13 protein-coding genes are annotated in these 13,177 nt (G+C 61.8%); 10 read left to right on the top strand and 3 right to left on the bottom strand.

All coding sequences use genetic code 11. The annotated features are described in order from the left end of the window. From UW3_RS27300 to UW3_RS27290, 6 genes are all read left to right on the top strand, one after another. Positions 1–2,409, top strand: a 2,409-nt coding sequence (locus tag UW3_RS27300) for a TonB-dependent receptor (RefSeq protein WP_010224604.1), incomplete at its 5' end; no start/stop codon positions are given. 11 nt (positions 2,410–2,420) lie between these two features. Beyond that, positions 2,421–3,341, top strand: coding sequence for a ChaN family lipoprotein (locus UW3_RS27295; protein ID WP_081492825.1), 921 nt, complete (start codon positions 2,421–2,423; stop codon positions 3,339–3,341). Positions 3,342–3,366: 25 nt separating this feature from the next. Continuing rightward, the gene (locus tag UW3_RS0118710) at positions 3,367–4,287 is read left to right on the top strand and encodes a ChuX/HutX family heme-like substrate-binding protein (RefSeq protein ID WP_010224387.1); all 921 of its coding nucleotides are present in this window, start codon (positions 3,367–3,369) and stop codon (positions 4,285–4,287) included. Then, positions 4,284–5,114, top strand: coding sequence for a heme/hemin ABC transporter substrate-binding protein (locus UW3_RS0118705; protein ID WP_010224385.1), 831 nt, complete (start codon positions 4,284–4,286; stop codon positions 5,112–5,114). Before UW3_RS0118710 ends, UW3_RS0118705 begins: the two co-directional genes overlap by 4 nt. Beyond that, entirely contained in the window at positions 5,111–6,121 is a 1,011-nt protein-coding gene (locus tag UW3_RS0118700; RefSeq protein WP_010224383.1) for a FecCD family ABC transporter permease, read from the top strand. Before UW3_RS0118705 ends, UW3_RS0118700 begins: the two co-directional genes overlap by 4 nt. 1 nt (position 6,122) lies before the next feature. Then, positions 6,123–6,890, top strand: a complete 768-nt coding sequence (locus UW3_RS27290; RefSeq protein WP_010224381.1) for an ATP-binding cassette domain-containing protein — start codon at positions 6,123–6,125, stop codon at positions 6,888–6,890. Positions 6,891–6,896: 6 nt separating this feature from the next. On the opposite strand, the gene UW3_RS0118690 is transcribed toward UW3_RS27290, so the two are convergent. From UW3_RS0118690 to UW3_RS27285, 3 genes are all read right to left on the bottom strand, one after another. After that, complete coding sequence (locus UW3_RS0118690; RefSeq protein ID WP_010224378.1) at positions 6,897–7,853, bottom strand: FecR domain-containing protein; 957 nt, start codon at positions 7,851–7,853, stop codon at positions 6,897–6,899. Beyond that, complete coding sequence (locus tag UW3_RS0118685; protein WP_010224376.1) at positions 7,850–8,365, bottom strand: sigma-70 family RNA polymerase sigma factor; 516 nt, start codon at positions 8,363–8,365, stop codon at positions 7,850–7,852. The genes UW3_RS0118690 and UW3_RS0118685 overlap by 4 nt, the downstream gene beginning before the upstream one ends. Positions 8,366–8,440: 75 nt before the next feature. After that, positions 8,441–8,851, bottom strand: a complete 411-nt coding sequence (locus UW3_RS27285) for a hypothetical protein (protein ID WP_010224375.1) — start codon at positions 8,849–8,851, stop codon at positions 8,441–8,443. A gap of 262 nt (positions 8,852–9,113) precedes the next feature. Between UW3_RS27285 and UW3_RS0118675 the strand changes: the two genes are divergently transcribed. From UW3_RS0118675 to clpX, 4 genes are all read left to right on the top strand, one after another. Further along, the gene (locus tag UW3_RS0118675; protein ID WP_010224373.1) at positions 9,114–9,416 is read left to right on the top strand and encodes a DUF6388 family protein; all 303 of its coding nucleotides are present in this window, start codon (positions 9,114–9,116) and stop codon (positions 9,414–9,416) included. A 271-nt stretch (positions 9,417–9,687) separates the two neighbouring features. Then, positions 9,688–10,998, top strand: a complete 1,311-nt coding sequence (gene tig / locus UW3_RS0118670; RefSeq protein WP_010224371.1) for a trigger factor — start codon at positions 9,688–9,690, stop codon at positions 10,996–10,998. A gap of 91 nt (positions 10,999–11,089) precedes the next feature. Further along, on the top strand, positions 11,090–11,731 hold the full coding sequence (clpP, locus tag UW3_RS0118665) for an ATP-dependent Clp endopeptidase proteolytic subunit ClpP (protein WP_010224369.1): 642 nt from the start codon (positions 11,090–11,092) through the stop codon (positions 11,729–11,731). A 108-nt stretch (positions 11,732–11,839) separates the two neighbouring features. After that, complete coding sequence (clpX, locus tag UW3_RS0118660; RefSeq protein WP_010224368.1) at positions 11,840–13,123, top strand: ATP-dependent Clp protease ATP-binding subunit ClpX; 1,284 nt, start codon at positions 11,840–11,842, stop codon at positions 13,121–13,123. The last annotated feature ends 54 nt before the right edge of the window (positions 13,124–13,177 follow it).

Genomic DNA, 13,177 nt, shown 5'->3' with positions numbered 1-13,177 from the left:
AAGACCACCCAGCCGCCCGCCGTTCAGCGGCTGCAGCACAACAACAAAAGCGGTGCATGGAAAGTTGCGTGCAGTGCGCTGACCGCACTGGCATTGGTGGGCGGGTGTAGCGGCGGGTCGTTGGCCTATGCAACTGAAAGGGCGGCGACCCAGCAAGCGCCGTTGCGCAAGCCTTACGACATTCCGCCAGGCCCGCTGGCACCTGCCTTGAATCAACTGGCTGGGGCTGCAGGGGTGACCCTCACCTTTGATCCGCAGCTTGGCGAAAATCGCAGCACCCAAGGCTTGAGTGGCGATTACACGCTCAAGGAAGCCTTCGACTTGTTGTTGATGGGCACCGGCCTGTGGGTCGAGCGGCTGAAGGATCGCACCTATGTGTTGCGCGTGAACGAGCGCAGCGATAGTGCCCTGGAGGTCGGGCCGACCATGGTCGGCGCTTTGGCTGAACGGCCCGGGGCGATCCAGAGCAGTCGCGAGGTGCATGCCGAGCGCCAGGACCTCAACAGCGTGGTGCGCTCGATACCGGGCACCTATACCCTGCATTCGCGCAGCCAGCCGGGGGTGTCGGTGAACATCCGCGGCCTGGCCGGGTTGGGCCGGGTCAATACCATGATCGATGGCGTCACCCAAACCTTCCGTAACAACGCCGGCCACGGTTCGGGCGGGCCGATGGCTTTTGTCGACGCCAACCTGCTGGCTGGGGTGGATGTACAGCGTGGTTCGGTGGATGGCGCCGAAGGGGCCAACACCCTGGGCGGCTCGGCGAACTTTCGTACCTTCGATATTGATGACATCGTCAAGCCGGACCACCGCGTAGGTCTGCGTACGACCTATCGCACCGGTAACAATGGCTACGGCAATACCCGCATGTTCGCCGCCGGTGCCCGTACCCGCCCCGAAGATGTCGAGGGCGTTTACGGCCTGGTCGCGGCAGTCAGCAGCACCCAGACCGGCGAGTACAAGACCACCAATGGCCAGTCCAACGAATACGACACCACCAAGCAGAGCCCGCGCTCCGGCTTGCTCAAGCTGCGCCTGCAGCCTAACGACATGCATCGCCTGGACCTGAGTGGGGTGAAGTACCGCAACGAGTTCTATCACAACTACCCCTGGCAGCTGGATAACGAGACCTATCGCGCCAAGTACGCCTATACGCCCTACAGCGAATGGCTGAACCTGACGGTCAATGCCTACCAGAACAAGACCGAGCTGGAGTATCCGCCGGTAGAAGACTCCCACTACATCGGTCGCAAGACCCGTGACGATGCCCACGGTTTCGACCTGACCAACGTCAGCCGTTTCAACCTCGGGCCGGTAGAGGCGAGCTGGAGTAATGGCGCGCGTTACTACACCGATGATTTCGTCGCCCAGACCCCGGAGAAGCGCGGGGCCAACCCCGAGGGCAAGCAGGCTACCCACAGCCTGTTCAGCACCCTGGAGTTTAACTACGACATCTATGCCCTGACCCTGGCCGGTCATTACGACGGCTACAAGGTCAGCGGTCATGTGCCCAAGTGCTCGATCATTGGCCAGTGCCGCGGTATCGACGGTGGCGGCATAGACATTACCCGCCGCGAACACAGCTTCAACCCACGGGTTGGTTTCGCCGTCAGGCCTTACGACTGGATGCAGCTCTACAGCAGCTGGTCGCGCACTTCGCGGGCGCCGCGGGTGCAGGAAATGTTCTTCGAGAAAGTGCCACTGGAGGCCGATGCCAGCGACGCCGACGGTGTCGGTGCCAACCCGTTCCTGCGCCAGGAGCGTTCGACCAACTACGAGTTCGGGGTCAATTTCAGTCGCAGCGGGCTGTTCACCGACGCCGACTACGGGCAACTGAAGATCAACCGCTTCATCAGCAAGATCGATGGCTACATCACGCCGCAGTCCTTCGACATCCTCGATGACGACGGCGAAGAGTCGGCGAAGATGAACTGGGTCAACTGGCCTGAAGAAGTGCGCATGAGCGGTTACGAGTTGGAAGGCCGCTACGACGCCGGCTTCTTCTACGCCAACCTGTCGTGGACCAAGGCCACGACCAAATCGCCGACCACCTCCGGCATCGAGCTGGAGGACATCAACAGCCAGCCGGACCGCTTCTGGACCCTCGACCTGGGTACCCGCTGGTTCGATGAGCGCCTGGTGCTGGGGGGCCGTGGTGAATACGCCGGGCCGTCGGAAACCAGTTGGGACTGGTACGAGACGAAAAAATCCAACGCCACCGGCGTGATCTGGGACCTGTATGGCAGCTACCGGGTGCAGGACAACCTGAGCCTGTTCTTCAACGTCGAGAACGTCGGCAACAAGGTCTACAACAACAGCGCCTCGGTGGACTACCTGATGTCGGCGGTGATGGACCAAGGCAACGGCCGTGGCCGCACGACCTCGTTCGGCTTCACCCTCGAATACTGACAGGACCCTTTATGTTCAAGTCTTCCTTTATAGGGATGGGGCTGGCACTGCTTGCGGGTTGCGCCAGCGTCAATGCGCCGGTGGCCGACAGTGCCTACACCCGGGTCGAATCGCACATTCCCGGATGGGGCGCGATCATCGAGCTGAGCAGTGGCAAGCAGATCTCGCCCACTCAACTGCTCGATGAGCTGGCGCCGGCCCAGACGGTGATGGTCGGCGAAGTGCACGACAACTTCGCCCATCACCTGATCGAACAATGGCTGGCCACTCACCTGGCGCAGCGTCGGCCCCAGGGCGCGGTGGTGCTGGAAATGCTCGACAGTGAGCGGCAGCGCCCGGTGAATGAAGTCCAGGCCTGGCTGGGGCAGGGCAACCAGGTGCGCAGCCAGCGGCTGAAACAGATCATCCACTGGGACGAGCGCTGGAGCTGGGAGCAGTACGGCCCCCTGATGGAGGCCCTGATGACGGCGCCGTCCACGCTGTTGGCCGGCAACCTGCCGGCCGCTGAGCGCAAGCGCTTGATGGCGGCAGCGGTACAGGACCCTGACGGCCTGTTCCCGTCACCCGGCATTGCCGCACGCCAGCGCCAGTACATCAAAGAGATGCATTGCGGGCAGATCGATGCCGTGCGCATGAACGGCCTGCTTGCGATCCAGCACGCCCGCGACCAGCGCATGGCGCAGGTGCTCGATAGCGCCGAAGCGCCCCGGCTGTTGTTCGCCGGCGTCCTGCACACGCTGAAAAGCCTGGGCGCCCCGCAGTACCTGGCGCAAGGGGCGAGTGATCCGGGGCTGAAAGTGCTGGTGATCAGCGAGCAGGGCCATAGCCTGACGACCCGGGATGCCGACTATGTCTGGCTGCTGCCAGCTGAGGATGCCGACGGTACCGCCCTGGTTGCCGACGCGGGCGGCTGCGATCAGCCCGCCCATTGAACCCTTCACTACAAGGAATTTATCCATGACTCAACTGACTGATAGCGGGTTCAAGTGCCTGGACCTGCCTGCCGTGCAAGTGGCCGCCCAACTGCATACCCTGGGCCCGGTGCGCACCCGCACACCGGCCAGCCACGCCTCGATCGAGCAACTGGGCCGTTATCCGCAGTCCGACGACATCAGCGAAGCGGGGTTGGTGATTGGCGAGGACGGCCTGGATCTGCGCTTGAACCTGCGCGCCTGGCACTGGGTCGGCATCTCGCTTGATCCTGAGGTGGGTGTCTACAGCCTTAGGGTCTTTGATCGCCACGGCAAACTGCTGCTGTGCCTGGCCTCGACGGAGCAATCGTCACTGGCCGGCTGGGCAGCGCTGTATGGACGGTGCGTCGAGAAACCGGCCGATTTCAGCGTGCAACCTTCCTTCAGCAAGCGCAATCCGCAGGTGCCCGGCCTGGTCGAAGAGTGGGCGGCGATGGCCAACGTCCATGAGCACTTTGCCTTGCTCAAGCGCCACGGCCTGACCCGCTTTGAGGGTAACGCCCTGGTGGCGCCGCAGTTCGCCCGGCAACTGGCGCAAACCAGCCCGGTCGCGGTGTTCCGGCAATTGGCCGCCAGTGCGCTGGAATTGATGCTGTTCGTCTACAGTGCCGGTAGCGTGCAGATCTTTACGGGCCGGTTGACGGGCATGAGCGAGGCGGGCGCTGAGCTGCTGTTTGATATGCCTGCCAGTGAACAGGCGGCGCCTACCGGCTTTAGAATCGCCGATGCGCCGGATGCGCAAATCTGGCGCGTCTATAAGCCTAACCAGGTCGGCGGCGTCACCAGCCTTGAGTTTTTTGACGCCGAGCAGCGTCTGATCGTCCAGGTGTTCGCCCGTCGCCCGGCGGGGCAGCCTGAGCAGTTGGCCTGGCGTGAATGGCTGGATGCTCTGGAGGCGGCGCGATGAAGTGCTTGCTTCTCGGCCTGCTGGCGGCGTGTACGGCAATGACCGTACAGGCCGAATCTGCCGACACCCTGGTGATCGGTAATGACCTGGCGGAAATCGTCGATCGCCTGGGCGGCACCTCGCGCCTGGTCGGCCGCGATGATTCCAGTCGTTATCCTGAAGCCATCGCCAGCCTGCCATCGGTAGGCTACTTGCGCCAACTCTCGGCCGAAGGCGTGCTGACCCTCAAACCGCAACGGCTGCTGATCAGCGATGCCGCCCGCCCGACTAGCGTACTGCGCCAACTCGGCGGTCTCGGGCTTGAGGTCGTAAGTGTCGCCCGAGGCAAGGGTATTGGCGATATCCCGGGCAAGATCGAGCAGGTTGCACTGGCCATGAATCGCCAGGCACAGGCTCAGCCGTTGCTCGATGAGCAGCGCCAGCTAGCGGCGGCGCTGGCAACGATGCCGGCATTGAAAGGGCCAAAGGCGGTGTTCATTTTCAACCGTGCCGGCATGACGCCGTTGATCATGGGGCGTGGTACCGAAGCCCAGGCCGCGCTGGAGCAGGCCGGTATCGAAAACGGCGCTGGCTTCAATGCCTATAAGCAAGTAGCAGCGGAAGCCATGGTGGCGCTGGCACCGGACTTCGTCATTGTCAGCAAGGCCGGGCTGGCAGCATTGGGCGGTGAAGACAACCTGTGGAAGCTCGGCGGCCTGGCGCACACTCCCGCCGGACAGCATCGGCGCCTGGTGCTGGTCGATGACCAGGCGCTGCTCAACCTCGGGCCGCGCACGGTGCAGGCCATGTTGCAGTTGCGTCAGGATGCGGGAGCGCTGTTCCCATGAAGGGCGCCGGGAATGTCTCATTGCCGACCCTGGTGCTGATGCTGGCAGGGTTGTGCGCGATGCTGGCGATGTGCTCGCTGGTCGGCAGTATCGGCTTGTCGCCGCGGATTCTGCTCGGTGAGCTGCCAAGCGCGCTGGAGTGGCAGGTGTGGAGTGAAGTGCGCCTGCCTCGGTTGCTGCTGGCGGTGCTGGTGGGGTCGACCCTGGCCGCTGGCGGCACAGCCATGCAGGGCCTGTTTCGCAACCCCTTGGCCGACCCGACGCTGCTGGGCCAAGCCAGCGGCGCGGGGCTTGCGGTTTCGATCTGGGTGGTGCTGTTCAATGGCCGCTTTGCCGGGTTGGAGCGCTATGGGCAGTTTCTCGCCGGTTTCATCGGCGCCTTGCTGGTGACTCTGGTGATTTTCCGTATCGGTCGTGGTTACAAGGGGCGTGAGTCGACCATTACCTTGCTGCTCGCGGGGTTGGTGATCAATACCCTGACGGGCGCTGTGGGCGGCATCCTTACCTACCTCGCCAGCGAAGAACAACTGCGCCAACTGAGCCTGTGGGGGATGGGCAGCCTGAGCAGCGCCGAGTGGTCGACCCTGGCCGTGGCCTGCCTGGTCCTGCCATTGACCTTGTGGGTGTTGGCGCGTTGCGCCGCTGACCTGGACCTGTTCCAACTGGGGGACGTGTCTGCCCACGCTGCCGGGCTGGATGGCGACCGGTTGAAGAGTCGCGTGGTCCTGGCTTCGTCGCTGGGGGTAGGCTTGTGTGTGGCCTTGAGCGGCATCATCGGTTTTATCGGCCTGCTGGTGCCACACTGCCTGCGTTTGTATTTCGGCCCGGGCCATCGTTTGCTGATTCCGGCTTCGATGCTCTGCGGCGCGATTCTGCTGCTGGTGGCCGATACCCTGGCGCGCAGCTTGACCAGCCCGGCGGAAATCCCCGTAGGCCTGGTCACCAGCATCATTGGCGGGCCGTATTTTCTCTGGTTGTTACTCGGTCGCAAGGTGCGGGAGTTCTGAGATGCTTGAACTGATCAATGTCAGCCTGGAACAGCCGTTCGCCCTGGCACCCATCAATGCGCAGATCAAGGCCGGTGAGCTGCTCGGGCTGATCGGTCCCAATGGCGCAGGTAAAAGCACGCTGCTTTCGCTGATTTCTGGTTACCTGCAGCCAGATTCCGGGCGCATCGAATTGCTGGGTCGTGAGCTGGCTGCTTACCTGCCCGGACAACTGGCGCGCAGGCGGGCCCTGGTAACCCAGCAGATGGACAGTGCCTTTGATTGGCAGGTCGATGAGTTCATTCGCCTCGGTCAGCAGCATCCCGGTGAGCCCTGCGCGGGCATTGTCGACGCCCTGGATATCCGCCATCTGCTGGGGCGCGGGGTGTTGTCCCTGTCCGGTGGCGAGCTGCAGCGGGTGACCATTGCCCGGGCCATGAACCAGCTGGCAATCAGCCCCACGACTGACGCCTGGCGTGATGGCCAGGGTTGCCTGCTGTTGCTCGACGAGCCCACCAGTGCCCTGGACATCGGCCAGCAGCAGAACCTGATGCGGGTTTTGCGCAAGCTCGCCAGCTCCGCGCGGATTGCCGTGGTGTGCGTGCTACACGACCTGAACCTGGCGGCGCGTTATTGCGATCGCCTGTGGTTGCTGGAGAGCGGCCGGCTCTGTGCCAGTGGTGCGCCAGCCCAGGTGCTCAGCGAGCAGCGTATCGCCCGGGTATTTGCCGCCCAGGTGCATGTCAGCCCGATGGGCCGGCACCAGGTGCGCATCGAGCTGGCGCCATGAAGGTGCTTAACGAGCGCTCAAGGTCACCCAGTAGCGCGAACGTCGCTGCACCTGCAGTGGCAATGAATGGGGCAGGGCGTCGAGCACCGCATCGGTATCGGCCAGCGGATAGACGCCAGAGATACGTAGCGCGGCAACCTCGTCGCTGCAGCGCAGCAGGCCTGGCCGATAGCGGCTGAGCTGCTCGACAAAGGCATCCAGGCGCATGTTGTCGGCCATCAGCAAGCCCTTGCTCCAGGCTGGCTCGGCCTGGTTAGCGGTAGCCGGCTCGATGCGCGTCGGGGTGAAGCGGGCGCGTTGCCCCGGTGTCAGGCGCAGGGTGCTGCCCGGCGACTGCTCGGTGCGTACCTCGATCACCCCTTCGAACAGCGCGACCTGGGTCAGGCCCGGTTGCAGTTCGACGCAAAAGCGTGTCCCCAATGCCCGCACCAGGCCCTGCGGCGTTGCCACGCCAAGTGGCCGCTGGGCGGCGTCCGGCGGGTGGCCGCTGCTGATCAGCACGCGCCCGCTGCGTAACTCGATGCGGCGTTGCTGGCTATCGAACTGCACTGCTACCTCGGTGTCAGCATCCAGGGTCAGCTGGCTGCCGTCCTCCAGGGTAATGTGCTGCGGCGCGCTGGCACCGTTGCTGTAGGTCAGAGTCTGACTAGGGCGCCAGACGTTGCGGTAGGCCAGTTGCCCGGCGCAGCCGAACAGGCCGAGCAGCACCAGGGTTTTCAGCGTTTGGCGGCGACTGCTCCGCTTGCCGAGGGACAGGCTCTTGTAGCCGGCCTGCGGCTCCAGCCCGGCCATCCGGCGGCGTAGCGCTTCGATGTGCTGCCAGGCGCGTTCGTTATCCGGATGGGCGGCGCGCCAGTGTTCCAGCGCTTGCTGCTGCTCGGGGCTGAGCCGGCCGTCCATGGTTTCGGTGAGCCATTGTGCAGCTTCGCGGGTGGTGCGCGGATTGAATGGCGAGGGGCTCATGACAGGTCGGCAAAAAAGCAGTGTTGGTTGGCTCGAACCAGGTAGAGCTTCACCGAGCGGCTGCTGACCTGCAGGCGCTCAGCGATTTCGGCGATCTTCAAACCCTGCAGGTGCGACAGCAGGAACGCTTCGCGGACCTTGCCCGGCAAGGCGTCGAGCATGCGGTCGAGCAAGGCCAGTGCTTCGAGTGCCAGCACGCGGACTTCGGGTGAGGGTTCCACTGTTTCGGGCAGGCTGGCCAACGCTTGCAGATACGCCTGTTCGACCAGGCGCCGGCGATAGACATTGGCCATCAGCCGCCGCGCCACGGTCGACAGGAACGAGCGCGGCTCGCGAATGCTGAACAGGTCCTTGGAGCTGAGAATGCTCAGGAAGGTGTCCTGGGCAATGTCGGCGGCATGTTCCGGGCAGCCGATGCGGTTTCGCAGCCATCGGTGCAGCCAGCGGTGATGGTCGTTGTAGAGTGTGCTCAGGCAGGTGTTGAGCGCGGCTGGAGAGTGGCGGGTGTCCATCGGGGGCGAGACCGGGCATAAAGCAAACGGGCTCGCAGTATAACGAGAATATATATCAAATGATAATCATTGCTGTTAGTTCGCTTCGTTCACCAATTGGCTGTGGCTGGACGCAGCGCTTTGGATGTCCGCGGTAGTGTCAGGAGTCACGCTTTCTTCGCAAGCGGCCTGGCTGATGGCCCTGGCCAACGAGCCCTTGAAGATTGGCGTGGACTCCTTGTCGGCGACGGCGCTTTTCAGGTCGTCCAGCGATGTCCCCGTGCCCAGGAAGCGTACGGTTCGAGCAGTGCAATCGAACTGGCGAGCACTGTAGCTGGTTCCACTGAGGCCAACACGCTGGGTGATGACGGTGCGTTGGGAGATGTCGCCGGACACGCTGATGATCGAATAGCGTGCATCAGGGTCGAAGGAGGTCTGCAGCAACGTGGCAGATGCGGTCGAGCTGCACAGAGCCAGGCAACTGGCGAGCAATAGTTTATTCAGCACAGGTACTTCCTTGATGTAGCGCTGTTTATTACATCGGAACCGGCAAATAGGAATGAAACGTATTACCGGCGTGGCGCATCGCTAGCTTAATCTGCTAGCGGTGCCTAGACAATTGCCTTGCCCCTTTGTTTCGGAAATTTCCGACAACCGGAGGGGATTATCCTCACATTTTTTTACGGCCTGGTGACAATCAATCAAAAGCTGATAGATTTCAGCCGGTTAAACAGTGATCCGGCGTCCGGTCACAGGAAGGAAGAGCACCATGATTTCACCCGAACGTCAGGCCATTGCCCTGCAGCGCTATCTCCAGGCCCATCCGCAGATGCGCGAGGAGATCGCCGCGCTCAGCGAGCACGAGCAGGCTCAGCAGGTCCTCTGGGCCTTCGAGGATGCCGCGCAGGAGCAGGGGCTGGAACCCTGGGAGTTGACCTTGCAGTTGATCGCCGAGTCCCCCGGGGAGCTTGCGGCCATGCGCCTTGAGGTGCACCGCGAAGCGGCCGAGGCGCTGGGGATGGAGTGGGAAGAGTATTGCGCGTTCAATGACATCATCGAGGAGGCGCCGTAATGCGGCGACTCGGTTTTGTAGTGTTTTGACAATATTTTCTGCAGCCCCGGGGCTGGATCGTCATGCGTTCACGTGTGGGGTCCAGGCCAGGGCCTGCGTGTGTTGAGCGGCCCTCGGCGGGATTTTTGCCGGGGTCTTTGAATGAAATGGACCGGCGTGCTTTCCCGTTGTCTTGAACGGGGTGACTTCTGGCCTTTGAGCCACTAGAATGCTTGCCCTTGATTCTGGAGTCGGGTATCGCCGGCTAACGTCTGTGCAACGAGGAATATCCATGCAAGTTTCTGTTGAAAATACTTCTGCTCTCGAGCGCCGCATGACCATCGCCGTTCCGGCCGAGCGCGTCGAGACCGAAGTCAACAAGCGTCTGCAACAGACTGCCCGTCGTGCCAAGGTCCCAGGCTTCCGTCCTGGCAAAGTGCCGATGAGCGTGATCCGTCAGCGCTACGAAGACGCCGCCCGTCAGGAAGCCTTCGGCGACCTGGTACAGGCTTCCTTCTACGAAGCCGTGGTCGAGCAGAAGCTGAACCCGGCTGGCGCCCCTGCCGTCGAGCCAAAATCGTTCGAAAAGGGCAAGGACCTGGAATACGTCGCCATTTTCGAAGTGTTCCCTGAGTTCACCGTTGCCGGTTTCGACTCGATCGCCGTCGAGCGCCTGAGCGCCGAAGTGGCTGACGCCGACCTGGACAACATGCTGGAAGTGCTGCGCAAGCAGAACGTTCGTTTCGAAGCCGCCGACCGCGCTGCCCAGAACGAAGACCAGCTGAACATCGATTTCGTCGGCAAGGTCGACGGTGAAGTGTTCGCCGGTGGTTCGGCCAAGGGCACCCAGCTGGTGCTGGGTTCCGGCCGCATGATCCCGGGCTTCGAAGAAGGCCTGGTTGGCGCCAAGGCGGGTGAAGAGCGCGTTCTGAACCTGACCTTCCCTGAGGACTACCAGAACCTGGACCTGGCTGGCAAAACCGCCGAGTTCACCGTTACCGTCAACAGCGTTGCCGAGCCAAAGCTGCCTGAGCTGACCGAAGAGTTCTTCGCCCAGTTCGGCATCAAGGAAGCAACCCTGGAAGGTTTCCGCACCGAAGTTCGCAAGAACATGGAGCGTGAACTGCGTCAGGCGATCAAGACCAAGGTCAAGAACCAGGTAATGGACGGCCTGCTGGCTGCCAACCCGATCGAAGTGCCGAAAGCCCTGCTGGAAAACGAAGTGAACCGCCTGCGCGTTCAAGCCGTTCAGCAGTTCGGTGGCAACATCAAGCCTGAGCAACTGCCGGCTGAACTGTTCGAAGAGCAAGCCAAGCGCCGCGTCGTGCTGGGCCTGATCGTCGCCGAAGTGGTCAAGCAATTCGACCTCAAGCCTGACGACGCCCGCGTTCGCGAAATGATCCAGGAAATGGCCTCGGCCTACCAGGAGCCTGAGCAGGTCGTGGCTTGGTACTACAAGAACGACCAGCAGCTGAACGAAGTCCGTTCGGTTGTGCTGGAAGAACAAGTTGTGGATACTGTTCTGCAGAAAGCGACTGTGACCGACAAATCGGTCTCTTACGAAGAAGCTGTCAAGCCAGCCCAGGCACCTGCCGCTGACTGATTTCCTTCTTTCGTAGGAAAACACCACAAGCCAGCCTTCGAGCTGGCTTGTGCGTATTCAAGACATGACTATTTGGGAGTGAGTGCAGGACATGTCCCGCAATTCTTATTATCAGCAGAGCTCTGACATCCAGGCCGCAGGCGGCCTGGTCCCGATGGTTATCGAGCAATCCGCTCGTGGCGAACGCGCCTATGACATCTACTCGCGCCTTCTGAAGGAGCGGGTGATCTTCCTGGTCGGCCCGGTAGAGGACTACATGGCCAACCTGGTAGCGGCGCAGATGCTGTTCCTTGAAGCGGAAAACCCGGACAAGGATATCCATCTCTACATCAACTCGCCGGGCGGTTCGGTGACTGCCGGTATGTCGATCTACGACACCATGCAGTTCATCAAGCCGGACGTCTCGACCATCTGCATCGGCCAAGCCTGCAGCATGGGTGCTTTCCTGTTGGCTGCGGGTGCAAAAGGCAAGCGTCATTGCCTGCCGAACTCGCGGGTGATGATTCACCAGCCACTGGGCGGTTTCCAGGGGCAGGCGACGGATATCGAGATCCACGCCAAGGAAATCCTTTCCATCAAGTCGCGTCTGAACGAGTTGCTGGCCTACCACACAGGTCAAGACCTGGAGACCATCAAGCGTGACACTGAGCGCGACAATTTCATGAGCGCCGAGCGCGCAGCCGAATACGGCCTGATCGACTCGGTCTACGACAAGCGGCAACTGGCCTCCTGAATCCGGGTGCCAGAGCAGGCGGGCGCGCATTGCGCCTACTTGCGGACTTGAAAAAGCCCGCAATTGCCTTCATCTTGTGTTGCAAGCCTACCGGATTGGATCGATCGAATGACTGACACCCGTAACGGCGAGGACAACGGCAAATTGCTCTATTGCTCCTTCTGCGGCAAAAGCCAGCACGAAGTGCGCAAGTTGATTGCCGGCCCCTCGGTATTTATCTGCGACGAGTGCGTCGACCTGTGCAATGACATCATCCGTGAGGAGGTGCAGGAAGCCCAGGCCGAAAGCAGCGCGCATAAACTGCCTTCGCCGAAAGAAATCAGCACCATCCTGGACCAGTACGTCATTGGTCAGGAGCGTGCGAAAAAGGTACTGGCGGTAGCGGTGTACAACCACTACAAGCGCCTGAATCAACGCGACAAGAAGAACGACGATGTCGAACTCGGCAAGAGTAACATCCTGCTGATCGGTCCGACGGGCTCGGGTAAGACCCTGCTCGCCGAAACCCTCGCGCGTCTGTTGAATGTACCGTTCACCATCGCCGACGCCACCACCCTGACCGAAGCCGGTTACGTGGGTGAAGACGTCGAGAACATCATTCAGAAACTGCTGCAGAAGTGCGACTACGACGTGGAAAAAGCCCAGATGGGCATTGTCTACATCGACGAAATCGACAAGATTTCGCGCAAGTCGGACAACCCGTCCATCACCCGTGACGTCTCGGGCGAGGGCGTGCAGCAGGCGCTGCTCAAGCTGATCGAGGGCACGGTCGCTTCGGTTCCGCCGCAAGGTGGTCGCAAGCACCCGCAGCAGGAGTTCCTGCAGGTCGATACGCGTAACATCCTGTTCATCTGTGGCGGTGCGTTCTCGGGCCTCGAAAAGGTCATTCAGGCACGCTCCACCCGCGGCGGCATCGGCTTTGGTGCCGAAGTACGCAGCAAGCAGGAAGGCAAGAAGGTTGGCGAGTCGCTGCGTGAAGTCGAGCCTGACGATCTGGTCAAGTTCGGCCTGATTCCGGAATTCGTTGGTCGTCTGCCTGTGCTGGCGACGCTCGACGAGCTGGACGAAGCTGCGCTGATGCAGATTCTGACCGAGCCGAAGAATGCCCTGACCAAGCAGTACGCCAAGCTGTTCGAAATGGAAGGCGTGGATCTGGAGTTCCGCAGCGATGCGCTCAAGTCGGTGGCTCGCAAGGCCCTGGAGCGCAAGACCGGGGCTCGTGGCCTGCGTTCGATCCTCGAAGGCATCCTGCTCGACACCATGTACGAGATTCCTTCGCAGAAGGATGTCAGCAAGGTGGTGATCGACGAGAGCGTCATCGATGGCTCCTCGCAGCCGCTGTTGATCTACGAGAACAGCGAGCCGCAAGCCAAGGCTGCACCCGACGTCTGAGTCGCCCTGCGGCTCGATTCAAGCAAGGGGCCTTCGGGCCCCTTTGCTTTTCCT

This window comes from Pseudomonas donghuensis, from assembly GCF_000259195.1.
GTDB lineage: Bacteria > Pseudomonadota > Gammaproteobacteria > Pseudomonadales > Pseudomonadaceae > Aquipseudomonas > Aquipseudomonas donghuensis.
This window is presented reverse-complemented; position numbering and strand designations above follow the sequence as displayed.

Excerpts from the sequence above, each read along its gene's own strand:
- clpX (WP_010224368.1), top strand. The coding sequence starts at position 11,840 with ATGACTGACACCCGTAACGGCGAGGACAACGGCAAATTGCTCTATTGC.
- UW3_RS27295 (WP_081492825.1), top strand. The coding sequence starts at position 2,421 with ATGTTCAAGTCTTCCTTTATAGGGATGGGGCTGGCACTGCTTGCGGGT.
- UW3_RS0118675 (WP_010224373.1), top strand. The coding sequence starts at position 9,114 with ATGATTTCACCCGAACGTCAGGCCATTGCCCTGCAGCGCTATCTCCAG.
- UW3_RS0118685 (WP_010224376.1), bottom strand. The coding sequence starts at position 8,365 with ATGGACACCCGCCACTCTCCAGCCGCGCTCAACACCTGCCTGAGCACA.
- tig (WP_010224371.1), top strand. The coding sequence starts at position 9,688 with ATGCAAGTTTCTGTTGAAAATACTTCTGCTCTCGAGCGCCGCATGACC.
- UW3_RS27290 (WP_010224381.1), top strand. The coding sequence starts at position 6,123 with ATGCTTGAACTGATCAATGTCAGCCTGGAACAGCCGTTCGCCCTGGCA.
- UW3_RS0118710 (WP_010224387.1), top strand. The coding sequence starts at position 3,367 with ATGACTCAACTGACTGATAGCGGGTTCAAGTGCCTGGACCTGCCTGCC.
- UW3_RS0118705 (WP_010224385.1), top strand. The coding sequence starts at position 4,284 with ATGAAGTGCTTGCTTCTCGGCCTGCTGGCGGCGTGTACGGCAATGACC.
- clpP (WP_010224369.1), top strand. The coding sequence starts at position 11,090 with ATGTCCCGCAATTCTTATTATCAGCAGAGCTCTGACATCCAGGCCGCA.
- UW3_RS0118700 (WP_010224383.1), top strand. The coding sequence starts at position 5,111 with ATGAAGGGCGCCGGGAATGTCTCATTGCCGACCCTGGTGCTGATGCTG.
- UW3_RS0118690 (WP_010224378.1), bottom strand. The coding sequence starts at position 7,853 with ATGAGCCCCTCGCCATTCAATCCGCGCACCACCCGCGAAGCTGCACAA.